This is a genomic window from Streptomyces sp. NPDC093591 (assembly GCF_044764885.1).
Classification (GTDB): Bacteria; Actinomycetota; Actinomycetes; order Streptomycetales; family Streptomycetaceae; genus Streptomyces.
In genome coordinates, this window is record NZ_JBIWIY010000006.1 from 375982 (window position 1) to 398471 (window position 22490).

Below are 22490 nucleotides of genomic sequence, written 5' to 3' on the forward strand. Positions count from 1 at the left end.
CCACGATCGGCCACGCTCGGTCCATTCCCGTACCCCGACAGCCGGTTGGGTCGCGGGAGTTCCTGGGTCCCCACCGAGCAGAGTCGGCGGCAGTGGCGCCGGCTCTTGGGCAGGGGGGTCTTCGCCCACTCGGCGAAGCCTGTCCAGCAAGGTTGTGCGTGATGCGTGTCAGGCGCGACCAGTGGTTGTCGCTCGGGGGTGATCGCCGGTGATTCGGGCGCGGTTCGCGCCGCCGAGCGCAGGCGCTCTCCTTCCCGAGGACGTAGCACTTCTCCCATCCCTGCCCGGCTGAGCCGTCAAGTGGACAGTGGCAGCCAGGGCCAGGAGATGTACGTCCGAGAAGGAGGAAATATGGAGTCCCAGGTGCGTGGCGGGACCAGATGGAAGCGGTTCGCTGTGGTCATGGTGCCCAGCGTCGCCGCCACGGCTGCGATAGGTGTCGCCCTCGCGCAGGGCGCTCTCGCCGCGTCGTTCAGTGTCTCCGGCCAGTCGTTCAAGGTCACGACCGACAAGCTCGTCGGTACGGGTTTCTCGCAGTACGGCGCTCTTGACGAGGGCTACACGCTCACCGGCAAGAAGACGGTTCACCCCGTCGCCGTCTCGGGCTTCAAGTCCGCGACGATCAACAGCCTGTGCCAGTCCGTGGTCACCCCCGACGTCCCGATCCTCGGGAGCGTCAGCCTGATCCTGCGGGCGGGCCAGGACCCGAACAAGCCGGTCGAGGCCAAGAACCTCTACATCGACGTCGCCGACCTCGAGGCCGACGCGACGTTCGAGAACATCGACATCGGTGTGGCCGCCAAGGACGCCAGCAAGGGTCCGGGCATGAAGGGCGGCGGCGAGCAGGCCAACCCCTTCGGGTTCGCCCAGCAGGCCGACAAGGCCACGCTGGTCGGCGTGAAGCAGACGGCGTGGGCGACCACCGCCGGAACCTTCAAGCTCAGCGGTCTGAAGATGTCGCTGTCGACGGGTGTCAAGGAGTGCTACTAAGCACTCTGTGACGGGCGGGGGAGCCGATGGCGCCCCCGCCCGTCCACTCTCCGCCCGCTTTCTTCACAAGTGGTCACATGCACCACAACTCACCACCACAGCACCACCATCACAGCAACGCCGTACCAGGGAGCTGTTTTCGATGAGCGCCGAAACTCCTGCCGCGCCCGGCCGTGACGAGCACTACCTCCGGGTCTTTCGGCGGAACTTCCGCGCCTGGCGGGGCACGAGGCCGTTCTGGGCCGGTCTGTTCGTCATGTTCGGCGGACTCCCGATCGCCTACTTCCCGTACGCGAACCTGCAGATCGGCCACCTGACGCTGGCGATGCAGACCGCGGGGGGCTCCAGCTCCCTGATCATCGGTGTGCTGCTCGTCGTCCTGGGCTTCACTCTGTGGTTCCAGAAGCACGTCCGCACCTTCGCGGGCGTAGCGGCGATCCTGCTGGCGCTCGTCTCCATCCCGCTGTCCAACCTCGGTGGCTTCCTCATCGGCTTCCTCTTCGCCCTCGTCGGCGGAGCGATGGCCGTGTCGTGGGTCCCGGGCACGCCGCCCGACGCGGAGCAGGCGCAGCAGGGCACGACGGGAACGGGTGGCGCTCCTGAGGGCCTGGACCCCGACACCACGGTCCTCAAGCCCGTGCAGGACACGGACGCGTGGGGCAAGTCGAACGATCTGTCAGGAACGAGCCCGGCGAACGGGGCGAACGGGAGGCACAGTGCCGGCTGACGAGGTGACCCACGGGACTGAGGTGGACAAGTCCCGTGCGAGAACCGGGCCGCGTCACGCGGCGCCCAAGAAGCCGCTGTTCACCAGGTTCCACATGCCGGCCGGCAAGGCGATAGCCCTGGCGGCGATGCCCACGGCGGTCCTCATGGGGATGGGCTTCACACCCACCCTCGCCCAGGCCGACAGCAACAACTCGACGAAGCCGACGTCCAACAGCCTGACGGCCGACGAGTACAAGGAGTGCGTGGCGGCCCTGGAGGACGATGCCTCCGCGTCGCCGGGCGCCGACGCGTCCGCGGACAGCGACGAGGCGACGGAGCCGACCCCGTCGGCGTCGGCCTCGACCGGCGAGGACTCCTCCGACTCCTCGGACGGTTCGGGTTCTTCGGACTCCTCGGGTTCCGCCGGCTCCGCGGGCGGCGACTCCTCTTCGTCGGATTCAGGTTCCGACGACGGGGCCGAGCCCACGCCGACGCCCTCCCCGAGCAAGACGAGCGAGGCCCAGTCCGGCGACACCGCCACGCCGAGCCCCTCGGCGTCCGAGAGCGGCGGCAACCTGCTGGAGGACATAGGTGACGCGATCACCGGCGTCTTCACGGGTGGCTCCTCCGCCGAGGAGAGCGCGAGCCCGACGCCGACGCCCTCCCCGAGCGCGAGCGAGGAGGCGTCCTCCGACTCCTCGGACACCTCCGACTCCTCCGACTCCTCCGACTCCTCGGACTCCGCCGGCAAGGACACCTCCGACGCCTCCGACCCCGTCAAGGACACCGCCGAGAAGGTCACCGACACGGTGAAGGACACCGTCGAGGGCGCCACCGACAAGGCGTCCGAGGCGGCGCAGGACGCCACCGAGGCGGCCGGCGAGGCCACCGCCTCGCCCAGCCCCTCCGCGAGCTCCACCACGGACCCGGAGGACTGCCCGGCCGCCACGGACGAGGAGGGCGGCGTCGACAACACCGTGCCGCTGCCCGACGACGCCTGGTTCCTGGACGCCAGCTCGCTGCTGCTCAAGGGCGCCGACTACCAGGGCATCGTCAAGGTGAAGACGGCCAACGGCTCCACCAAGAAGGTGCTGAAGTACGTCGTCTCCGACGGCGTCGACATCGGCGACCTGCACCAGACGGTGAAGGACAAGCAGTCCGGCAAGACCTACCACGTGCAGGCGGCCGAGGGCTCGACGTCCACCTTCCGCAACGGCAAGGTCGTGATGTACACGGAGAGCATCTCCGGCAACCTGCTGGGCCTGATCCCGGTGACGTTCGACCCGGAGCACCCGCCGCCGCTGAACATCCCGCTGATCTACTTCACGAAGGTGAAGGTCGTCCAGGCCGGTCAGTTCGGCGGCACCCTGCACGTGCCCGGGCTGCACTCCTACATCACCGACTGAGCCGGCCGACCCCGGGCGTCTCGAGCGGGACGCCCCCACAAGCCTGTTCGGGAGCCGCGAAAACGCCGAGGGCGCCCCCTGGATCACAGGGGGCGCCCTCAGCGCCGTACGGGGCCGTGCAGGCCCTTCTCGGGATCAGTCCCGTGCGCCGCCGCCGAGGTGGTGGACGCGGACCATGTTGGTGGTGCCGGGAACGCCGGGCGGGGAACCGGCGGTGATGACCACGATGTCGCCCTCGTTGAACAGGCCCATCTTGACGATCTCCTGGTCCACCAGGTCGACCATCTCGTCGGTGCTGTTGACGAACGGCACGACGTGCGGTTCCACACCCCAGCTGAGCGTCATCTGGTTGCGGGTGGACTCGTCCGTGGTGAACGCGATGATCTGCTGGGCGGCGCGGTAGCGGCACAGGCGGCGGGCGGTGTCGCCGGACTGGGTGAAGGCGACCAGGCCCTTGCCGCCGAGGAAGTCGGCGATCTCGCAGGCCGCGCGGGCGACCGAACCGCCCTGCGTGCGCGGCTTCTTACCGGGGACGAGGGGCTGCAGGCCCTTGCTCAGCAGCTCCTGCTCGGCCGCGGTGACGATCTTCGACATCGTCTTGACGGTCTCGATCGGGTAGGCGCCGACCGAGGACTCCGCCGACAGCATGACCGCGTCGGCACCGTCCAGGATCGCGTTGGCCACGTCGGAGGCCTCGGCGCGGGTCGGGCGGGAGTTGGTGATCATCGACTCCATCATCTGGGTCGCCACGATCACCGGCTTGGCGTTGCGACGGCACAGCTCGATGAGCCGCTTCTGCACCATCGGGACCTTCTCGAGCGGGTACTCGACGGCCAGGTCGCCACGCGCGACCATCACGCCGTCGAACGCCATCACGACGTCCTCCATGTTGGCGACCGCCTGCGGCTTCTCCACCTTGGCGATGACCGGGACGCGGCGGCCGACCTCGTCCATGACCTTGTGCACGTCCTGCACGTCGTTGGCGTCCCGCACGAAGGACAGCGCGACCAGGTCGCAGCCCATGCGCAGCGCGAAGCGGAGGTCCTCGACGTCCTTCTCGCTCAGCGCCGGGACGTTCACGGCCGCGCCGGGCAGGTTGATGCCCTTGTGGTCGGAGACGACACCGCCCTCGATGACGATCGTCTTGACCCGGGGGCCATCGACCTCGGTGACCTTCAGCTCGACGTTGCCGTCGTTGATGAGGACCTGGTCGCCCTTGGTGACGTCGCCCGGCAGGCCCTTGTAGGTGGTCCCGCAGATCTGCTTGTCGCCCGGGACGTCCTCGGTCGTGATGACGAACTCGTCACCGCGCTCCAGCTCCACCGGGCCCTCGGCGAAGGTCTCCAGGCGGATCTTCGGACCCTGGAGGTCGGCGAGCACACCGATGGCCCGCCCGGTCTCCTCGGCGGCGGCCCGCAGGCGCTCGTACCGCCCCTGGTGGTCTTCGTGGGTGCCGTGGCTGAAGTTGAAGCGGGCCACATTCATGCCCGCCTCGATCAGGGCGACGAGCTGTTCATGGGAGTCGACCGCGGGGCCGAGAGTACAAACGATTTTCGAACGGCGCATGGGACGATCCTATCGGTTTGTTTCGCTACGGAATATTCCGTCTGGCGGAAGATACAAATGAGCTGCACTTTGCTCAGCCGTGTTACTCAGGCGTTCTCTTCGACCAGTGCGTAGGTCTGCGTCGCGATCTCCAGTTCTTCGTCGGTGGGAACCACGGCGACCGCCACCCGTGTGCCCGCAGGTGAGATCAGCCGCGGCTCGTCACCGCGTACGGCGTTCAGTCCGGCGTCCACCACGAGGCCCAGCTGTTCCAGGCCCGCCACGGCGGCCTCCCGCACCGGCGCCGCGTTCTCGCCGACTCCGGCCGTGAACGCGACCGCGTCCACCGTGCCGAGCACCGCGTAATAGGCGCCTATGTACTTCTTCAGCCGGTGAATGTAGATGTCGAAGGCCAATTGGGCCCGCTCGTCACCTTCGTCGATCCGTCGGCGGATCTCCCGCATGTCGTTGTCACCGCACAGGCCGATCAATCCGCTCTTCTTGTTGAGAAGAGTGTCGATTTCCTCGATGGACATTCCTCCAACACGCGCCAAATGGAAGATGACGGCGGGATCCATGTCACCGGAGCGCGTACCCATCACGAGCCCCTCCAAAGGCGTCAGCCCCATGGAGGTGTCGACGCAACGACCGCCCCGCACGGCGGACGCGGACGCCCCGTTGCCCAGGTGCAGCACGATGACGTTCACGTCCTCGGGCGCCTTGCCCAGCAGCTTCGCGGTGGCCCGGGAGACGTACGCGTGCGAGGTGCCGTGGAAGCCGTACCGGCGGATGCGGTGCCGGTCGGCGGTCTCGACGTCGATCGCGTAGCGGGCGGCCGACTCCGGCATCGTCGTGTGGAACGCGGTGTCGAAGACGGCGACCTGCGGCAGGTCCGGGCGCAGCGCCTGGGCCGTGCGGATCCCGGTGAGGTTGGCCGGGTTGTGCAGCGGGGCGACCGGGATCAGCCGCTCGATCTCGGCGAGCACGGCGTCGTCGATGACGGTCGGCTCGGTGAAGTGCTTGCCGCCGTGCACCACCCGGTGCCCGATCGCGGCCAGCTCGGGCGAGTCCAGCCCGAGGCCGTCCCTGGCGAGCTCCGCCGACACGGCCTTCAGGGCCGCCTCGTGATCGGATATCGCCCCGGCCCACTCACGGGTCTCGCCACCGCTCGCCAGCGGGGTGTGCCTGAGCCGGGAGGAGTCCTCGCCGATGCGCTCGACGAGCCCGACGGCCAGGCGGCCGCTGTCGCGCATGTCGAGCAGCTGGTACTTCACCGACGAGGAGCCGGAGTTGAGGACGAGGACGCGGGACGGGCTCACTGGGCGGTTGCCTTCTCGGTGGGGGACAGGGCGGGGGACTGGGCCTGGATCGCCGTGATGGCGACGGTGTTGACGATGTCCTGGACCAGGGCGCCCCGGGACAGGTCGTTGACCGGCTTGCGCAGACCCTGCAGCACCGGTCCGACGGCGATCGCGCCGGCCGAGCGCTGCACGGCCTTGTAGGTGTTGTTACCGGTATTGAGGTCCGGGAAGATCAGAACCGTTGCCTGCCCGGCGACCTCGGATTCCGGCAGCTTGGTCGCGGCGACGGTCGGCTCCACGGCGGCGTCGTACTGAATGGGCCCCTCGATCTTCAGGTCGGGCCGCCGCTCGCGCACCAGCTCGGTCGCCTCGCGCACCTTGTCGACGTCGGCGCCCGAACCGGACGTACCCGTCGAGTACGACAGCATCGCGATCCGCGGCTCCACGCCGAACCGCTGGGCCGTGGTGGCCGACTGGATGGCGATGTCGGCCAGCTGCTCGGCGTTCGGGTCGGGGTTCACGGCGCAGTCGCCGTAGACGAGGACCCGGTCGGCGAGGCACATGAAGAAGACCGAGGAGACGATGTCGGCGTCCGGGTTGGTCTTGATGATCTCGAAGGCGGGCCGGATGGTCGCGGCGGTCGAGTGGACGGAACCCGAGACCATGCCGTCCGCGAGGCCCTCCTGCACCATCAGCGTGCCGAAGTAGTTCACGTCGGAGACGACGTCGTACGCCAGCTCCACCGTCACCCCCCGGTGGGCGCGGAGCTTCGCGTACTTCTCGGCGAAGGCGTCGCGCAGCTCGCTGGTGGCGGGGTCGATCAGCCGGCAGTCCCCCAGGTCGATACCGAGGTCGGCCGCCTGCTTGCGGATCCGGTCCACCGGCCCCAGGAGCGTGAGGTCGCAGACGTCGCGGCGCAGCAGCACCTCGGCGGCGTGCAGGACGCGCGGCTCGGTGCCCTCGGGCAGCACGATGCGACGCACGTTCGAGCGGGCCTGCTCCAGCAGCTTGTGCTCGAACATCATCGGCGTGACCCGGTCGCTGCTGGGCGCCGAGACCCGCTTCAGCAGGTCGCTGGTGTCGACGTACCGCTCGAACAGGCCGAGGGCGGTCTCCGCCTTGCGCGGGGTGACCGCGCTCAACTTCCCCTCCAGGGAGAAGAGTTGCTCGGCGGTGGGGAAGCTGTAGCCGGGCACCGAGAGCACCGGGGTGCCCGGGGCGAGGCGGGCGGCGAGGGTGAGGATCTCGTCGCCGGGGCGCTCGTCGAGGGTGAGCAGCACGCCGGCTATCGGCGGGGTGCCTGCGCTGTGCGCGGCCAGCGAGCCGACGACCAGGTCGGCGCGGTCGCCCGGCGTGACGACCAGACAGCCCGGGGTCAGGGCGGCCAGGAAGTTCGGCAGCATCGCGCCGCCGAAGACGAAGCCGAGGGCGTCACGGGCGAGCCCCGAGTCGTCGCCGAGCAGGACCTTCGCGTCCAGGGACTGGGCGATCTGCGAGACGGTCGGCGCGGCCAGGGCGGGCTCGTCCGGCACGACGTAGCAGGGCACGGGCAGCCGCGCCTGGAGCCGCTGGGCGATCTCGTCCCGGTCGTCGCGGGCGACCCGGTTGGTGACCATGGCCAGCACGTCGCAGCCGAGGCCCTCGTACGCCCGGTAGGCGTTGCGCGTCTCGGCGAGCACGGACTCGGTGGTCTGCCCCCGCCCGCCCACGACCGGTATCACGGACGCGCCGAACTCGTTGGCGAGCCGGGCGTTCAGGGACAGCTCGTCCGGGAGCTGGGTGCCGGCGTAGTCGGTGCCGAGGACGAGGACGACGTCGTAGTCGCGGGCGACGAGATGGAACCGGTCGACGAGCGTGGACACCAGCTCGTCCGTCCCGCGCTCGGCCTGGAGGGCCGACGCCTCGTGGTAGTCCATGCCGTAGACCGTCGCCGGATCCTGGGACAGCCGATAGCGGGCGCGCAACAGCTCGAACAGGCGGTCGGGGACGTGGTGCACCAGAGGCCGGAACACCCCCACCCGGTCGACCTGCCGGGTCAGGAGCTCCATGACCCCCAGTTCGACGACCTGGCGGCCGTCTCCGCGGTCGATGCCGGTCACGTACACGCTGCGCGTCACGCGTGCTCTCCGTTTCGTCTCTCGTCCGTTGACTGTCGTCCGTTGACGATCGTCTGCTGACTGTCGGCGGCTTGGCGGAGCCTTTGCTCTGTCCCGGTCAAGGGTCGCAAAATCGCCCAGTGAGGTGAGCGAAACCCTCTTGACAATACCCTTGCCGCTGGATAAGGCGCCCGTCAGGATCCAGGGTCCGGCAGAGTCCGACAGGGCCTTCGGGAACGTGAAACAATCGGACTGGCTCACCGATATCAACAGCGAGCAGGAGACACAGCACGATGCGTATCGGAGTTCTCACCGCAGGCGGCGACTGCCCCGGCCTGAACGCCGTGATCCGGTCGGTCGTGCACCGGGCGGTCGACAACTACGGCGACGAGGTCATCGGCTTCGAGGACGGCTACTCGGGCCTGCTGGACGGTCGCTACCGCGGCCTCGACCTGGACAGCGTGAGCGGCATCCTGGCCCGCGGCGGCACGATCCTCGGCTCCTCCCGGCTGGAGCGCGACCGGCTGCGCGAGGCGTGCGAGCGGGCCGAGGACATGGTCGCGGAGTTCGGCATCGACGCGCTGATCCCGATCGGCGGCGAGGGCACCCTGACGGCGGCGCGCATGCTGTCGGACGCGGGCCTGCCGGTGGTCGGCGTCCCGAAGACGATCGACAACGACATCTCCTCGACGGACCGGACGTTCGGCTTCGACACGGCGGTCGGTGTCGCCACCGAGGCCATGGACCGCCTGAAGACGACGGCGGAGTCCCACCAGCGGGTGATGGTCGTGGAGGTCATGGGCCGCCACGCGGGCTGGATCGCGCTGGAGTCCGGCATGGCGGCGGGCGCGCACGGCATCTGCCTCCCGGAGCGCCCGTTCGACCCGGCCGACCTCGTGAAGATGGTCGAGGAGCGCTTCGCGCGCGGCAAGAAGTTCGCGGTGATCTGCGTCGCCGAGGGCGCCCACCCCGCCGACGGCACCATGGACTACGGCAAGGGTGAGATCGACAAGTTCGGCCACGAGCGCTTCCAGGGCATCGGTACGGCGCTGGCGTTCGAGCTGGAGCGCCGGCTCGGCAAGGAGGCCAAGCCGGTCATCCTCGGCCATGTCCAGCGCGGTGGCGTGCCCACGGCGTACGACCGCGTCCTCGCCACCCGCTTCGGCTGGCACGCGGTGGAGGCCGCGCACCGGGGTGAGTTCGGCCGGATGACCGCCCTGCGCGGGACCGACGTCGTGATGGTGCCGCTGGCGGAGGCGGTGACCGAGCTGAAGACGGTGCCGAAGGACCGGATGGACGAGGCGGAGTCGGTGTTCTAGCACCGGGTCACCTCCGCCGGGCCCCGCGATTCACAGACTTCGCCCAGGAGAGCTTCAGGTCCGGCAGGGACGTTGGTGTCCATGCACGGACACGGACATCACCACAGACCACGCACCCCCGAGGCCGAGCGCACCCGCCGCTGGTTCATGAACCGGTCGCTGCTGCTCGGCGGGGCCGCCGCGGTGGCCACCATGACCCCAGCCGCCGGATGCTCCAACGGCTCCTCCGACTCCTCCGGCAAGGCCGCGTCCTCGTCGAGCGCCGCGCCCTCGGGCGCCCCCTCCGGAATGCCCGGCGGCGGAGGCATGGGCCCCAGCGCCTCCGCGGTCAAGTACGACGACTTCGTGGGCGTCACGACGAACGGCAGGTCCAGGACGACCTGTACTCGTTTCACTCCACCAACGTCTCCACCGACGCGCTCGTCAAGGCCGCGCAGGGCTTCCTGGACGACGAGTGGCTGGCCTGGAGCAACGTCGACGGCTACTCCCGCAAGGGCGTCCGGAGGGGCGACCTCACCGACAAGCAGCGTGATCTCGGTTTCGCGCTGCTCGGCGCGGCCCTGTCCGCCGACGGGCTCACCCAGTCCCGCAACATCATGAAGCTCAACGCCTACCTGGGCGAGTACAGCGGTGGCAAGGAGACCCTCACCGAGGGCCACCACCGGGCGATCAACTACTTCGTCCTGGGCGACCAGGTCGTCATGACGCCGACGTTCATGGGCTCGGAGCCGACGTCGGCGACGTACCAGGGCGAGAAGATCACCCTCTTCAAGAAGGAGACGAAGCCTTCTACTACCGGGTGCACAGCCCAGTCGTACTGATCGAGTACGACGCGCAGTCGCCGCTCGCGTACGGCAACGACTACGGGGTCGACCTGTTGAAGCTGCACCTGGAGACCGACCACTGAGGTCGCGGGGCCCGGGGCGTCAGGCGGTGCCTGCCCCGACCGTCGCCCAGAAGCGCTCCACGATCCGTTCCAGGAACTCGCGGCCGGCCGCGCTGGAGTCACTGCCGGCGTCGCCCCAGCTGAGCGTGGCGGTCATCTGCCCCTGGTAGTCCTGGTGCAGCTCCTGCAGGGCGTTCTCCAGGAGCCGCCGGTCCAGGGGCACCATCTTGCCCACCGGCCGTACGTACGCCTGCCAGCGCGTCGACACGGCGCTGCGCAGCAGCTCGCCGAGCTTCGCATCGCGGCCGGTGACGGTGATGAAGTCCGGGAGGGTCAGCCCGAGGGCCTCCGCGAGGGCGGCGGACTGACGGTCGTTGCCGTGCCAGTCGTCGTGCTCCTCCATGCGGAGATACGCGCCGAGGTCGTGCCCGACGGCACGGGCCACGTCCTCCGGCGCCAGTCCACGGGCGATGCGGTGCTCGCGCAGCGTCCTCGGCTTGCCGAGCAGCTCACTGGGCGAGCACCACAGCACGCCCGCGAGGGCGGTGAGCTCATTGCTGTTCGGGGAGGCGAGCTCACGTTCCCAGGCGACGACGAGCTCCCCGGTGACGTAGGGGAGCCCGTACGAGGCCCGCATGCCGTAGGCGACATGTTCGGGCCCCATGTTGAGCCCGGCACGCAGGCGGCGGGCGGCGGGGGCGTTGAACGGGGGAGTGGGCGGGGTCCGGCGGCTGGAGCGGTTGGGGGGCTGGTTCGGTTGGGCTGGGGGTCGGCGCACGGGGCACAACGTAGGCCGGGCGGAGTGGGGTGACTACGGTCTGTTCGGCCAGGATCACGGATTGTAGGAAGCTACGGCTACTGGCGGGTTCGTTGACGGTCGAGATCATCTCGGGAGCGGACGGGGCAGTCGGGACGGGCCTCGGGGCGGACCCCGGAATGGGGCGAGGGCTGGGCCGGCGGGTGGCTACGGTCGGTGAACGGCAAGCTCAAGGGGCATATTCGCGGACGCTTTCGGGTGTCGATCTCTTGGCGGTCCGCGCGGGCGGTGCTGCGGTCGTGGGGCGCGTGAGCGGATATGGAACAGGTGTACGGCGTGGTGGATGCGCCGATCCGTCACCGGGAGGTGGGCGATGGGCGGCTCAATCCCGACGGTGGGGAGGCGTTCATCACACCTTTCATGGGCGGCGGCCCCTCACCCCTTGACCGCCCCACCCAGCGCGAACCCCCCGCCCAGCCGCCTCGCCGCCAGCACGTAAAGCAGAATCACCGGCGTCGAGTAGATGATCGAGAACGCGGCCAACTGCCCGTACACCACGGTCCCGCGATTCCCGAAGAACTCATTGATGCTCACCGCCGCCGGCATCTGGTCCGGCGTCAGCAGCAGCATGAAGGGGACGAAGAAGTTCCCCCACATCATCACGAACGAGAACACCGTCACCACCGCCACTCCCGGCCCCATCAGCGGCAGCACGACCCGGAGCAGCGACTGAAGTGATGACGCGCCGTCCGTCCAGGCGGCCTCCTCCAGTTCCTTCGGCACTCCGTCCATGAAGTTCTTCATCAGCCAGATGGCGAACGGCAGTTGGGAGGCGGCGAAGAAGAAGATCGTGCCCTGCATGGTGTCGATCAGGTTCACCCGCACGAACAGGGCGTACACCGGGACCATGATCGCCGTGATCGGCAGGCTCGTCGCGAAGAGGACCGTGAGGAGGAACGGACGGTTGAGCCGCGAGCGGAACCGAGACAGCGGGTAGGCCGCCAGTGCCGCGCACACCACCGTCAGGGCCGTCCCCCCGCCGCACAGGAGCAGGCTGTTGAGCAGGGGGGTGAAGGTGACGTCCGGGGTCAGGACCGCGTCGAAGTTGTCCAGGGTCATGCCGTCGGGGAACTTCACCCGGAGGTTCGCGTCCGTGTCCAGGGAGGAGAGGAGCACCCAGGCGAGCGGGAGCACGAAGGCCGCGGCCACCGCCAGGAGGCCGGCGTCGGCGGCCAGGCGGTGGGTGGTGCGTCGGGAGGAGAGAGTGCGGGGCACGGTCGTCAGACCTCCGTTCGCAGCAGACGCAGGTAGACCACCGAGAACAGCGAGCCCACGACCAACAGCAGCAGGGCGACCGCCGTGCCGTAGCCGATCATGCTCTTCTGGAACGCCTCCTCGTACATGAAGAGCGGAAGCGTCTGGCTCTTGCCACCGGGGCCGCCTCTCGTCATCACCCAGATCAGGCCGAAGACGGACAGGGTCTGGAGGGTGATCAGCATGAGGTTCGTGGCGATGGAGCGGCGGATCATCGGGAGCGTGATGTGCCACATACGGCGCCAGCCGCCCGCGCCGTCCACCTCGGCCGCCTCGGTGATCTCCTTGGGGATCTCGCCCAGGGCCGCCGAGTAGACCAGCATGGAGAAGGCCGTGCCGCGCCAGACGTTCGCGAAGGACACCGCCAGGATCGGGAGGGTGAACAGCCAGTTCTGGGTGGGGAGTTGGAGCCAGTCCAGGATGGCGTTCAGGGTTCCTTCGCGACGGAAGAAGACGTAGAGCAGGAAACCGGCGACGACCTCCGGCAGGACCCACGCCGTGATGACGATGCCGCCCACCAGCGTCCGTACGGGCTTCGAGGCGCGCCGCATCAGGGCGGCCAGCGCCAGGCCCAGGGTGTTCTGCCCGAGCAGGGCGGAGATGACGGTGAAGACCAGGGTGAGCCAGACCGCGTTGAGGAACGCCTCGTCACCGAACGCCGTACGGAAGTTGTCGAAGCCGACGAACGAGTCCTCGGCCTGGCCCGTGAGCTGGAGGTCGGTGAAGGCGATGTAGGCGCAGTAGGCGATGGGGCCGGCGAGGAAGAGGAGCAGGAGGACGACGGCCGGGGTGAGCGGGAGGGCGCGGGCGAGGGAGCGGGACCGCGTCACACGCGGGGTCATACGCGGGAGCCCGTCTCGGCGGCGTTCATTTCTCGATCACCTGGCCGTCCGCCGCCGCCTTCAGCTCCTCGTCATAGCCCTTCGCCGCGTCCTCGACCGGCATGTCGCCCGTCGTCACGCCCTCCATCGCCTCCTGTACGGCGGTGGAGACCTTCGGGTACGCCGGGTAGGCGGGGCGGTAGTGGGTGTGCGCGACGAGGTCCGTGAAGAACTTGATGCCGGGTTGGGCGTCGACGTACGCGGGGTCGGCGGCCACGTCCTCGCGTACCGCGATGCCGGAGTTGGCGACGTACCACTTCTGGGCGTTCGCCTTCGTCTGCATCGTCTTGACGAACTCGAAGGCGAGGTCGGGGTTGGCCGCCTTGGCCGGGATGGACCAGGTCCAGCCGCCGGACATGCTCACCTTGCCGGGGGCCTGGCCGTTCTGGGTGGGCATGGCGGCGAGGCCGAGCTCGTCGGACCATTCCGGCCACTCGTGGCCGCTGCCGGGCAGCCAGTCCTGCGGGAGCCAGGAGCCGTCGAGGGCGATGGCGAGCTTGCCCTGCGGGAGCCACTCGCCGCGGACGCGGGTCATGACGTTGGGGTCGAGGGCGTCCGAGACGTCCGGGCCGAGTTTCTCCTTGTAGACGGTCTCCACGAACCCGAGAGCGTCTTTGAAGCCCTGGCCGCCGGCGATCCACTTCTTGGCGGACCTGTCGTACAGGGGGTCCGACTGGCCGTCGTTGGTGCCGTACAGCAGCATCTCGAAGGTCTGCATGGTGGCGGCCTCGCCGACGGGTTTGCCGGTGTAGATGTTCAGGGGGATGACGCCGGGGGCTTTCCGCTTGACGGTGCGGGCGGCGTCGAGGACGTCGTTCCAGGTCTTCGGCTGCCAGTCGGCGGGCAGGCCGGCCTTCTCGAAGATGTCCTTGCTGAACCACAGGCCCCGGGTGTCGGTGCCGTCCGGGATGCCGTACGTCTTGCCGTCCTCGCCCTTCGCGGCCTCCTTGGCCGTGTCGACGAACCGGTCCCAGTCCGCCCACTTGGCGAGGTACGGGTCGAGCGGCTTCAAGTACCCGCTGGTGATGTCCGAGTTGATGAGGAAGGTGTCCTCGTAGACCAGGTCCGGGGCGGTCTTGGGGGAGCGGAGCATCTGCTGGAGCTTGGTGTAGTACTCCGAGTCCGGGGCCTTGATCGGGACGAACTCGACCTTCTTGCCGGGGTTCGCCTTCTCGAACTGCTTCTTGATGTCCGCGAGGTAGGTGTCCATCACCTTGATGGAGTTGTCCGTGGACTGTTTGAAGGAGACCTTGATGGTGTCCGGGTCGCTGTTGGAGCCGGTGCCGCAGGCGGTGAGGGTGGCTGCGGCGGCGAGGGTGAGGGCGAGGAGCGTGGGGAGGGCGGCGGTGGGGCGCACGGACATGACCTCCTGCGGACGCACTTCGTTGTGGCCTGGGGTTGTCTGCCCGGTGAACCTAAGAGGAGTGGTCTAGTCAGGTCAATGCATGTGCGGCGGATTCCGCTGGAAGGGGGCTAGAGGAGGTGGTCGGCCTTTCCGGACTTGATGTCGCGGATGAGGGTGCGGAGGGCTTCTTGGGTGTCGGTGAGGTAGTGGTCCTCCTGGCCGGCGATGGCTATGTAGGCGTTGCCGTTGGGATCGGTGCCAATGCGGAAGCAGTTGGCGCCCTCGCCGCAGAACGGTTCTTCCCAGGTGATGTCGTTCATGGGGGCTCTCCTAGAGGTCGTCGGCCAGGGCTCGGATGAAGTCGCGCGAGGCGGGCGGCGTGAGTGCGAGGGCCTGCGCGGCATCCAACTGGGCGCGGTACTTGGCAAGTTGGGCTTCCGTGTCGATGAACTCCGGACCGTGGGTACTGTCGAGTTCCACGGTGTCGAGACGGGGGACAGCCGCCTCGGCGTAGACGACGGACTGCCCGGCCCCCGGGAAGCCGCCAGCCTTGAACGGGATGACCCGCAGGGTCACCGTCTCGCGCTCGGACATGCGCAGTAGGTGCTCCAACTGGCGCCGCGCGACCGCAGGACCGCCGAACTCCATGCGGAGGGCGGCCTCGTGGAGGATCACGTCGAGCTCCGGAGGGCTCGGACGGTCCAGCACCTGGTGCCGGTCGATCCGATGGGCGACGCGGGCGTCGATGTCGTCCGGGGACAGGCGTGGGATCACGGCGTCGAATACGGCGCGTGCATGGTCCTCGGTCTGGAGCAGCCCTGGCAGGTGCACGGTGACGGCGATGCGCAGGCGGGTGGCGTGCCACTCCATCTCGGCGATGTCCAGGAAACCGTCGCGGAGTCGCCCCCGGTAGGCCTCCCACCAACCCTTCTCGCGCCCGGCGGCCATGGCGGCGAGGGCCTTTATGAGTGCTTGGTCCGTGCAGCCGTAGTTTCCCGCGAGGGTGCGTACGCGTTCCACGCTGATGCCGGAGCGCCCGGACTCCATGTTGGGCACGTTCGTGCGTGGGACGCCCAACAGCGCGGCGGCGTGCTCCGTCGTCATCCCGGCCGCGACGCGCAACTTGCGCAACTCGGCACCGAGTCGTCGCTGACGCTCCGTCGGAGCGCTCCTCGGCGGCATTCGTCCTCCCGTTCGGCGGCGTGACGGGGACAGTCTGCCGCCGGTGTGACTGATCGGTCCACCGGGGACTTTCGGTGAGAGTAGTACACGTACTCCTGTCGTGCCCTACAGTCAGTGATGAGCCGCTTACGGCCCTACGCCGTTGGAAGCGCATCGCGCGAGCCTGCCCGCTTACTCCTTCCCTGGGAGGGGTGGGTCCGCGCCAGGGAGACAAGCCACCACCGGTCGGGGCGTCGGCACGTCAGCGAATGTCCGTAGCCAGCAAGGGAGTTGCTCATGTCCGCGTCCCTGTCCGTACTCGGGGTCGTCTCCGCCTGTCCTGTCTTCACCGAGGAGACGGGCGTCGCGCCGCCCGCGCCCGACTCACTCACCTACAGCCTCACCTTGCCCGCCGGGCCCACCAGTTCACGGATCGCGCGGGTCGCTACGCGGGCCGCGCTTCATGGGCATGGGCTGGAGGACATGGCGGATGCGGTGGTGCAGGTGGTGGGGGAGCTCACCGCCTGCGCGTGCCGGTTCACTCCGGGGGAGGAGGTGTATCTGTCGCTGCGGTATCGGGAGGGGACGTTGCGGGTTGTGCTGTACGACGGGCATCGCCGGCACGAGCACCCTCGGCTCGCCGCGGCTTGCGATGCGCGGAGGCGGGCTGCGCTGCGGGTGTTGGGGTGCGTGGTGCGGGCGTGTGACGGGGAGTGGGGGTTCGGGGAGGCTCGGGAGCCCGGGGGTGGGACGCGGATGTGGGCGGTGGTGCCTTGGCGGGGGGCTCGGGGGTATGCGGGTTAGGTGTCGGTCTCGTTGAGTTCGGTGGCTCGGGTGCGGGCTTTAGTGGCTTCGGCGGGGGCGCCGGCGCGGGTGAAGGCGTCGGCGGCTTGGAGCCAGTGGGTGCGGGCGTCGGCGGGGCGGTCGGCGTACTCGTGGGCGAGGGCCAGGTTTTGGAGGGCCTGGCCCGCCCCGTACCAGTCCTCGAACTCCCGGCAGACCTCCAGGGCCTGGCCGTACGCCTCGATCGCTTCCTTCACCCGGCCCGCCTCCCACAGGGCGACGCCGAGGTTGTTCCACGTCCGGGCCTCGCCGTGCCGGTCCCCGGCGGCCTGGTGCAGGTCGCGGGCGCGGGTGTGGGCGTCGATGGCCTCTTCTGTCCGGCCCGCCTTCTGCAAAGCGTTGCCTAGGCTGTTCCACGCTCCGGCCTCGTTGTAGCGGTCCCCGGCGGCCTGGAACAGGTCGCGGGCGCGGGTGAGTGCGTCGATGGCCTCCTCTGCCCGGCCCGCCTTCCCCAGGGCGCTGCCGAGGTTGTGCCACGCCGCGGCCTCGTTGTGGCGGTCTCCGGCGGCCTGGTACTGGTCGCGGGCGCGGGTGAGTGCGTCGATGGCCTCCTCTGTCCGGCCCGCTTCCTGCAGGGCGTTGCCTAGGTTGTTCCACGCCGCGGCCTCGTTGTAGCGGTCCCTGGCGCGGTGCGCGGCCTCCTGAGCGGCACGCATGACGGTGACCAAGTCGTCGAAGTACCGCCGCCAGTCGAGATACACCCCCAGGCACTCGGCTAGCCGCACCGCCGTGCCCGCGTATCGCTCCTCCCGCCCCCACGACACCGCCGCCACCAGCCCCGCCCGCTCGGAGTCCAGCCACGCCAACGCCTCCCCCCGGTCGGCGAACCGCTCCGGCTCCACCATCCCCGGCAACCACCGCAACCGGTCATCAGCCGCATCCGCCCACCGGTAATAGAACGCCAGCACTCGCTCCCGCGCCGCCTCCCCCTCCTCCCGCAGACCCGCATCCCGAGCCACCACACCCGCCCCGAACACCCGCACCAGGTCATGCAACCGCCACCGCAACACGGAAGCCGATCCCGCGCTATCCGGGACCGGCGCGACGAGATGCGTGGCGGCCAGGTCCTCCAGCAGGGACAGCGTGACCTCCGTGTCCAGGTCGGCCAGGGCGGCCACGGCCTCCGTGCCGGTCTCCGCGCCGGGGGCGAGGGCGAGCAGGCGCAGGAGGCGGGCCTGGTCGGGTGGCAGGCGGCGGTACGAGGTCTCCAGTACGGGCCGGAGGACGAGCGAGCGGCCGTACAGATCCGTGCCGGGGGTGCCGTTGTCGAGCACAGCGGCCGGGTCTCCGGCCTTCTTGATCTCGGCCACCAGCGAGGCGATGCCCCGGTGGCGCCGCCGACGCAGCATCGCGGCGGCGATCTGGAGGGCGAGGGGCAAGTGGCCGCAGAGGGTGGTCAGTTCGCGGAGGGCGTCCGGCTCCCGTGCCGGGCGGTCGTCCCGCTCGTCGGCCTCATGGAGCGCGCGCGTCACGAGGGCGGCGGACTCGTCCGGATCGAGTACTTCGAGGTCGATGACGCGTACGGGGAGGGCATCCGGGCGGTCCCGGGACGTGATCAGCACACGGTGGTGGTCCGTGCCGGGCAGGAGCGGCAGGTATTGAGACGGGCCCGAGACGTTGTCCAGGACCAGCAACGTCCGGTCCTGCCGCTCGGCGAGGAGTTTGCGGTACGTGTCGTACTGGCGCGCCGCCGTCGCGGGGAGGTCCGGGCCGTGGACGCCGAGTGCGTCGAGCAGGGCCAGGACCGCCTGGTCGGCCGTGACCGGGTTGTCGTCGTAGCCGCGCAGGTCCACGAAGAGGGTCCCGCCGGGGAACCAGCCTTTCGCCCGGGCCCGGTGCGCCGCCTCCACCGCGAGCGCGGTCTTGCCGATGCCGCCCATGCCGGTGACGGCGGAGATGAGGAGCGGGAGCGCGGTGGCATCGTCGTCCGGGGCGGGTGCGAGACGCCGCAGCAGGCGGTCCATCTCCGTCGATCGGCCGGTGAAGCCGAGCGGCCGGGGCGGGAGCGTGGTGGCCGCGACCGGAACCGGGCCGTGGACGGCGCCCGAGCCGCGCCCCGGGACTGTGCCCTCACCGCCGCCCGTCGTCGCCCGGTCCCGGCCCGACGGTCTTGCCGGTGACGGGCCCGTGGAAGGTGCTGCCCCGGAAGTCGATGTGGTCGCCGCCGTAGGTGGCCCCGCCTGCGCGGCCGGAATGGGGCCCCTCCTCGGAGTCGGCGGAGCCTCCGCGCGGCTGCTGCTTCCGGAGGACGGCCACCGTGACCCTGGCCGCCTGCTGGGCCGCCCGCTCCTGGGATCCCGAGGCGTCGGCCTTGTGCTTCTCGGCATTGGCGCGGTCGCTGATGCCCCGGATCACCAGGGCCTTCAACTGGCCGTTCAGATGGGCCGCCTGGAGCGCACCGGAGCCCTCCATCTCGATCGCCCCCGCGTCGTTGTAGCTCCGGCGGATGAACGCGGCGATCTCGGACTCGGCGTCCGCCAAAACCACGTCCCCCGTGGCGATCGGCATGAAGTGCGCCCGTACGCCGGGCATGTCCCGCACGGCGGAACGGGCCGCCTGCTCGAGCGCGTGCGAGCCCGGCAGGGCCTTCGGGCGGACCAGGAAACCCTCGGGTGTCTGCTTGCCGCCGTGGATCTCGTACACCTGCGTACCCACGACGACGTCGCCGATCCCGACGTCGTCCTTGAGGCTGCCGGCGACACCGATGAAGAACACGGCCTCGGGGTGCAACCAGTTGATGAGCTGTGTGGTGAGAGCGGCGGCCCGCTCGGCGCCCATGCCCAGCTCGGCGATGGCAACGTGCCAGGAAGAACCGGGTAGTTGGCCCTTCTCGACTCGGGTCCCGTCGGGGTGGACGAGTTCCCGGCGCTCCTCGACGTGCGCGCGAATGGCGGCGTATTCGAGGGGGAGCGCGGTCAGGACGAGAACGCTGGGCTGAGTCTCCGGCACACTCATAACGTACAGCCGGGGGAAGGGATTCGAGTGCCGGAACAGGACGTCACCGTCGGGCAGTTGCTGCTCGCCGAGTACCAGAGCATCAAGGACGAGCAGAAGGCGCGCATCGGGTTCCGCGACAATCTGCTGTACGTCACGCTGGCCGCGGTCGCCGCCCTCATCGCCGCGGCGGCGCAGGCCAAGCAGGCGTCGATGCTGCTCGCGCTGCCGCCCGTGTGCGTCGTCCTCGGGTGGACGTACCTGGTCAACGACGAGAAGATCTCGGCGATCGGGCGGTACGTGCGGGACGAGCTGGGCCCCCGCCTGACCCAACTCGCCCAGCCCGGCGGGGACTTCGCGGCCTTCGGCTGGGAGAGGGCCCACCGGAGCGACGCCCGGCGCAGGTCCCGCAAGGCCGTCCAGTGCGTCGTGGACCTGACGGCGTTCTGCGCGGTGCCGCTGGCGGCGCTGGTGGTGTTCTGGGCCGACGGGGAGGGCGGTGGACTGCTCGTCACGCTGTCGGTGCTGGAAGCGCTCGCGGTGGCCGGCCTCGGCGTGCAGGTCGTGCTGTACGCGAGTCCGGAGCGAACTCCCGGCTGACGCCGTACCGTTGACCTACGGCTCCGCGCGGGCCGGTGGGGCATGGAGCGGGGGACGGAACGGGCACATGAGAGCGGCGTTGCTGGCGGCCCTGGCCGAAGGCGCGGGCGGGGACGCCGGGCGCCGGATGGTGCGGGAACTGGCGCGGGCGTCGGGGCTGGACACGGGCGTCTCCGCGCAGGTGCTCGCCGAGGTGGCGGGGCGTCCGGACCGGCGGGATGCGGTACGGGCCTGGGGCGACCGGGTCGCGGACCTGCTCGCCGCCGATCCGCGGATCGCGGGTGCCGTCGCGGCGGCCATGGAGCGGCACGCGCCGGGCAGCGGGAAGGCCTGGTACAGCGCCGACCACACCGAGTACGGCGGTGACCACACTGACTTCCGGGGCGGGCTGTTCCTGCGTGAGGTGGTCGGCGTCCAGGTCGTGATCCAGCAGAGCGGGGCGGCCGCCGCGCCGGAGGCCATGGCCTCCCTGCCGCCGAGACCCGGCGGCTTCGCCGGGCGGGGTGAGGAGACGGAGGCGTTGCTGCGCGCCTTGGACCCGGCGGTCGTGCCCCGGTCGCCGGACTGCGCGGCGGTCCTCGTCGCCGCCGTGTCCGGGCTCGGCGGCATCGGGAAGACCGCGCTCGCCGTCGAGACCGCGCACCTGGCCCGGGAGAAGGGCTGGTTCCCGGGCGGGGAGCTCTTCGTCGACCTGCACGGGTACGACGATGATCCGGTCACCGCCGACCAGGCACTCCAGTGCCTGCTGCGAGCCCTCGGGGTTCCGCCGGAGCACATCCCTGCCACGGCCGACGACCGTGCGGTCCTCTACCGTTCGGTACTCGCCGCGCGTGCGAGGGAGCGCGGACCAGTGCTGGTGCTGGCCGACAACGCGTCGTCGCCGGACCAGGTCCGCCCGCTCATCCCGGGCGACACCCGCCACCGCGTCGTGGTCACGTCCCGCGACCGCTTGCCTCAACTCGGTGCCCGGCTCGTACCCTTGGACCAGCTCACGCCCACGGCCGCGTACGAACTGCTGGGCCTTGCCCTGCGGATCGCCAACCCGGACGACAGCCGGGTCACCGACGATCCCGACGCGGCCGAGCGGCTCGCCGCCCTCTGCGGATACCTGCCGCTGGCCCTCCAGATCGCGGCCGCACTGCTGGCGGAAGACCCGGACAAGCCGGTCGCGGAACTCGTGGACGAACTCGCCGCGTCGCACGACCGCCTCGACCCCCTCGACGACGGCGACCGCAACGTCCGCGCCGCCTTCGACCTGTCCTACCGCCGTCTGCCGCCCGAACAGGCCCGCCTCCTGCGCCTGCTCGCCCTCGCGCCCGGGCCCGAGGTGAGCGACGAGGTTGTTGCCGCGCTGGTCGGGGCCGAGGTGACTCCGGTGCGGGAACTGAAGGCCTTGGCCCGCGCACACCTCGTTGAGCGGGGGAGTGGGCGCCGATGGTGGCGGTTGCACGACTTGGTGCGGGTGTTCGGGGTGGGCGTGGTGGCGCGGGATGCCGGGTTGCAGAGGGAGGGGGACGCGGCGCGGGAGCGGGTGCTCGAGTTCTATCACCGGTGGACGGGTGCGGCTGATGCCCGGCTGTGGTGGCTGCCGGGGATGAAGGAGCCGGAGCGGTTCGCGGACCGGGGGCAGGCGCTGGCATGGCTGGACGGGGAGCGGGCGGGCCTGGTGGCGGCGGTGGGATGGGGACGGGAGGAGCGGTTCGCGGGTCTGGCGGTGCGGCTGGCCGAATACCTGGCGGAGTATCTGGGCCGGCGCCGCTACTTCGACGATTGGGCCACCGTGGCGAGTACCGCCAGGGACGCCGCCCATCGCATCGGTGACCGCACAGGGGAGGCCATCGCGTGGAATTGCCTCGGCGCCACCCTGCGGGCGGCGGGGCAGCCGGAGGAGGCAATCGATGCCCACACCCGCTCCCGCACCCTGTACCAGGCCAGCCGGGACTGTCACGGCGAGGCCATCGCGTGGGACAACCTCGGCCGCGCTCTGGTGGAGGCGGGCCGCGTGGAGGCGGCAATCGATGCCCACACCCGCGCCGTCGATCTCTACCACTCAGTCGGCGATCGCCACGGCGAGGCCATCGCGTGGACCGGCCTCGGCCTCGCCCTGCGGGTAGCGGAACGAGCGGAGGCGGCAATCGACGCCCACACCCGCTCCCGAGACCTCTTCAAGGCCATTGGGGACCGCTACGGCGAGGGTACGGCGTGGAACACCCTCGGTCTCGCCCTGCAAAAGGTGGGCCGGACGGAGGAAGCGATCGAGGCGTATGGCAAGGAACTGGAGATCTGCCGCGAGTTCGAGGACTGGTACAGGGCGGGCCAGGCCCTCTCAAACTTGGCCTGGGCCTACAAGGCTGCCCACCGCCCCGTCGATGCCCGCACTGCCTACCTCAAATCCGCCAACGCC

The 22490-nt window shown here is 70.0% G+C and carries 18 protein-coding genes and 1 pseudogene; 8 read left to right on the forward strand and 11 right to left on the reverse strand.

Going from position 1 to position 22490, the window contains the following annotated elements; translation table 11 throughout:
- Positions 1 to 351 precede the first annotated feature (351 nt).
- From ACIREI_RS15925 to ACIREI_RS15935, 3 genes are all read left to right on the forward strand, one after another.
- Positions 352 to 990: a DUF6230 family protein gene (locus ACIREI_RS15925; protein ID WP_403332846.1), complete on the forward strand. Its 639-nt coding sequence runs from the start codon at positions 352 to 354 to the stop codon at positions 988 to 990.
- A gap of 142 nt (positions 991 to 1132) precedes the next feature.
- Positions 1133 to 1717 (forward strand): DUF6114 domain-containing protein, encoded by a 585-nt coding sequence (locus ACIREI_RS15930; RefSeq protein WP_403332849.1) that lies wholly within the window; start codon positions 1133 to 1135, stop codon positions 1715 to 1717.
- Positions 1707 to 3104, forward strand: a complete 1398-nt coding sequence (locus ACIREI_RS15935) for a hypothetical protein (protein WP_403332852.1) — start codon at positions 1707 to 1709, stop codon at positions 3102 to 3104. The genes ACIREI_RS15930 and ACIREI_RS15935 overlap by 11 nt, the downstream gene beginning before the upstream one ends.
- A gap of 135 nt (positions 3105 to 3239) precedes the next feature.
- On the opposite strand, the gene pyk is transcribed toward ACIREI_RS15935, so the two are convergent.
- The 3 genes from pyk to pta form a co-directional block, all read right to left on the reverse strand.
- Positions 3240 to 4670 (reverse strand): pyruvate kinase, encoded by a 1431-nt coding sequence (pyk, locus tag ACIREI_RS15940; RefSeq protein ID WP_301996798.1) that lies wholly within the window; start codon positions 4668 to 4670, stop codon positions 3240 to 3242.
- An 86-nt stretch (positions 4671 to 4756) separates the two neighbouring features.
- On the reverse strand, positions 4757 to 5968 hold the full coding sequence (locus tag ACIREI_RS15945) for an acetate kinase (RefSeq protein ID WP_403332855.1): 1212 nt from the start codon (positions 5966 to 5968) through the stop codon (positions 4757 to 4759).
- Positions 5965 to 8067: a phosphate acetyltransferase gene (gene pta / locus ACIREI_RS15950; protein WP_403332858.1), complete on the reverse strand. Its 2103-nt coding sequence runs from the start codon at positions 8065 to 8067 to the stop codon at positions 5965 to 5967. Before pta ends, ACIREI_RS15945 begins: the two co-directional genes overlap by 4 nt.
- Positions 8068 to 8339: 272 nt before the next feature.
- Here pta and ACIREI_RS15955 point away from each other — a divergent pair, with 272 nt between their 5' ends.
- Both ACIREI_RS15955 and ACIREI_RS15960 read left to right on the forward strand, forming a co-directional pair.
- Positions 8340 to 9365 carry an ATP-dependent 6-phosphofructokinase gene (locus tag ACIREI_RS15955; RefSeq protein WP_403332861.1) on the forward strand — a complete coding sequence of 342 codons (1026 nt, stop codon included), beginning with the start codon at positions 8340 to 8342 and terminating at the stop codon, positions 9363 to 9365.
- A gap of 209 nt (positions 9366 to 9574) precedes the next feature.
- Positions 9575 to 10186, forward strand: coding sequence for a DUF3500 domain-containing protein (locus tag ACIREI_RS15960; RefSeq protein ID WP_403332864.1), 612 nt, complete (start codon positions 9575 to 9577; stop codon positions 10184 to 10186).
- A 105-nt stretch (positions 10187 to 10291) separates the two neighbouring features.
- Here the strand turns inward: ACIREI_RS15960 and ACIREI_RS15965 are convergent, their stop codons facing one another.
- The 6 genes from ACIREI_RS15965 to ACIREI_RS15990 form a co-directional block, all read right to left on the reverse strand.
- Positions 10292 to 11029, reverse strand: coding sequence for an XRE family transcriptional regulator (locus ACIREI_RS15965; RefSeq protein WP_403332867.1), 738 nt, complete (start codon positions 11027 to 11029; stop codon positions 10292 to 10294).
- A gap of 414 nt (positions 11030 to 11443) precedes the next feature.
- On the reverse strand, positions 11444 to 12283 hold the full coding sequence (locus tag ACIREI_RS15970) for a carbohydrate ABC transporter permease (RefSeq protein WP_403332870.1): 840 nt from the start codon (positions 12281 to 12283) through the stop codon (positions 11444 to 11446).
- Between the two features lie 5 nt (positions 12284 to 12288).
- Entirely contained in the window at positions 12289 to 13164 is an 876-nt protein-coding gene (locus tag ACIREI_RS15975; protein WP_403332873.1) for a carbohydrate ABC transporter permease, read from the reverse strand.
- A gap of 25 nt (positions 13165 to 13189) precedes the next feature.
- Positions 13190 to 14566: an extracellular solute-binding protein gene (locus tag ACIREI_RS15980; protein WP_403332875.1), complete on the reverse strand. Its 1377-nt coding sequence runs from the start codon at positions 14564 to 14566 to the stop codon at positions 13190 to 13192.
- Between the two features lie 110 nt (positions 14567 to 14676).
- Positions 14677 to 14868, reverse strand: coding sequence for a hypothetical protein (locus tag ACIREI_RS15985; RefSeq protein ID WP_403332878.1), 192 nt, complete (start codon positions 14866 to 14868; stop codon positions 14677 to 14679).
- A 10-nt stretch (positions 14869 to 14878) separates the two neighbouring features.
- Positions 14879 to 15730 (reverse strand): helix-turn-helix domain-containing protein, encoded by an 852-nt coding sequence (locus ACIREI_RS15990; protein ID WP_403332881.1) that lies wholly within the window; start codon positions 15728 to 15730, stop codon positions 14879 to 14881.
- Positions 15731 to 16006: 276 nt separating this feature from the next.
- Between ACIREI_RS15990 and ACIREI_RS15995 the strand changes: the two genes are divergently transcribed.
- Complete coding sequence (locus tag ACIREI_RS15995) at positions 16007 to 16513, forward strand: ATP-binding protein (protein ID WP_403332884.1); 507 nt, start codon at positions 16007 to 16009, stop codon at positions 16511 to 16513.
- On the opposite strand, the gene ACIREI_RS16000 is transcribed toward ACIREI_RS15995, so the two are convergent.
- Together ACIREI_RS16000 and ACIREI_RS16005 are read right to left on the reverse strand one after the other, a co-directional pair.
- On the reverse strand, positions 16510 to 18516 hold the full coding sequence (locus tag ACIREI_RS16000; protein ID WP_403332887.1) for an ATP-binding protein: 2007 nt from the start codon (positions 18514 to 18516) through the stop codon (positions 16510 to 16512). The genes ACIREI_RS15995 and ACIREI_RS16000 overlap by 4 nt on opposite strands.
- 106 nt (positions 18517 to 18622) lie before the next feature.
- A complete protein-coding gene (locus tag ACIREI_RS16005) occupies positions 18623 to 19501 on the reverse strand; it encodes a nucleosidase (RefSeq protein WP_403332890.1) in 879 nt (292 codons plus the stop codon).
- A gap of 33 nt (positions 19502 to 19534) precedes the next feature.
- Between ACIREI_RS16005 and ACIREI_RS16010 the strand changes: the two genes are divergently transcribed.
- Positions 19535 to 20086 carry a hypothetical protein gene (locus ACIREI_RS16010; RefSeq protein ID WP_403332893.1) on the forward strand — a complete coding sequence of 184 codons (552 nt, stop codon included), beginning with the start codon at positions 19535 to 19537 and terminating at the stop codon, positions 20084 to 20086.
- Positions 20087 to 21680: 1594 nt separating this feature from the next.
- Positions 21681 to 22484 (forward strand): annotated as a pseudogene (locus ACIREI_RS16015) (tetratricopeptide repeat protein); the annotation flags it as partial.
- Positions 22485 to 22490: the final 6 nt, after the last annotated feature.

Bases quoted from the DNA above. Each gene is read 5' to 3' on its own strand.
- ACIREI_RS15925 (WP_403332846.1), top strand. From the start codon at position 352: ATGGAGTCCCAGGTGCGTGGCGGGACCAGATGGAAGCGGTTCGCTGTG.
- ACIREI_RS15930 (WP_403332849.1), top strand. From the start codon at position 1,133: ATGAGCGCCGAAACTCCTGCCGCGCCCGGCCGTGACGAGCACTACCTC.
- pyk (WP_301996798.1), bottom strand. From the start codon at position 4,670: ATGCGCCGTTCGAAAATCGTTTGTACTCTCGGCCCCGCGGTCGACTCC.
- ACIREI_RS15955 (WP_403332861.1), top strand. From the start codon at position 8,340: ATGCGTATCGGAGTTCTCACCGCAGGCGGCGACTGCCCCGGCCTGAAC.
- ACIREI_RS15960 (WP_403332864.1), top strand. From the start codon at position 9,575: ATGCTCCAACGGCTCCTCCGACTCCTCCGGCAAGGCCGCGTCCTCGTC.
- ACIREI_RS15975 (WP_403332873.1), bottom strand. From the start codon at position 13,164: ATGACCCCGCGTGTGACGCGGTCCCGCTCCCTCGCCCGCGCCCTCCCG.
- ACIREI_RS15980 (WP_403332875.1), bottom strand. From the start codon at position 14,566: ATGTCCGTGCGCCCCACCGCCGCCCTCCCCACGCTCCTCGCCCTCACC.
- ACIREI_RS15985 (WP_403332878.1), bottom strand. From the start codon at position 14,868: ATGAACGACATCACCTGGGAAGAACCGTTCTGCGGCGAGGGCGCCAAC.
- ACIREI_RS15990 (WP_403332881.1), bottom strand. From the start codon at position 15,730: ATGCCGCCGAGGAGCGCTCCGACGGAGCGTCAGCGACGACTCGGTGCC.
- ACIREI_RS15995 (WP_403332884.1), top strand. From the start codon at position 16,007: ATGTCCGCGTCCCTGTCCGTACTCGGGGTCGTCTCCGCCTGTCCTGTC.
- ACIREI_RS16000 (WP_403332887.1), bottom strand. From the start codon at position 18,516: ATGGACCGCCTGCTGCGGCGTCTCGCACCCGCCCCGGACGACGATGCC.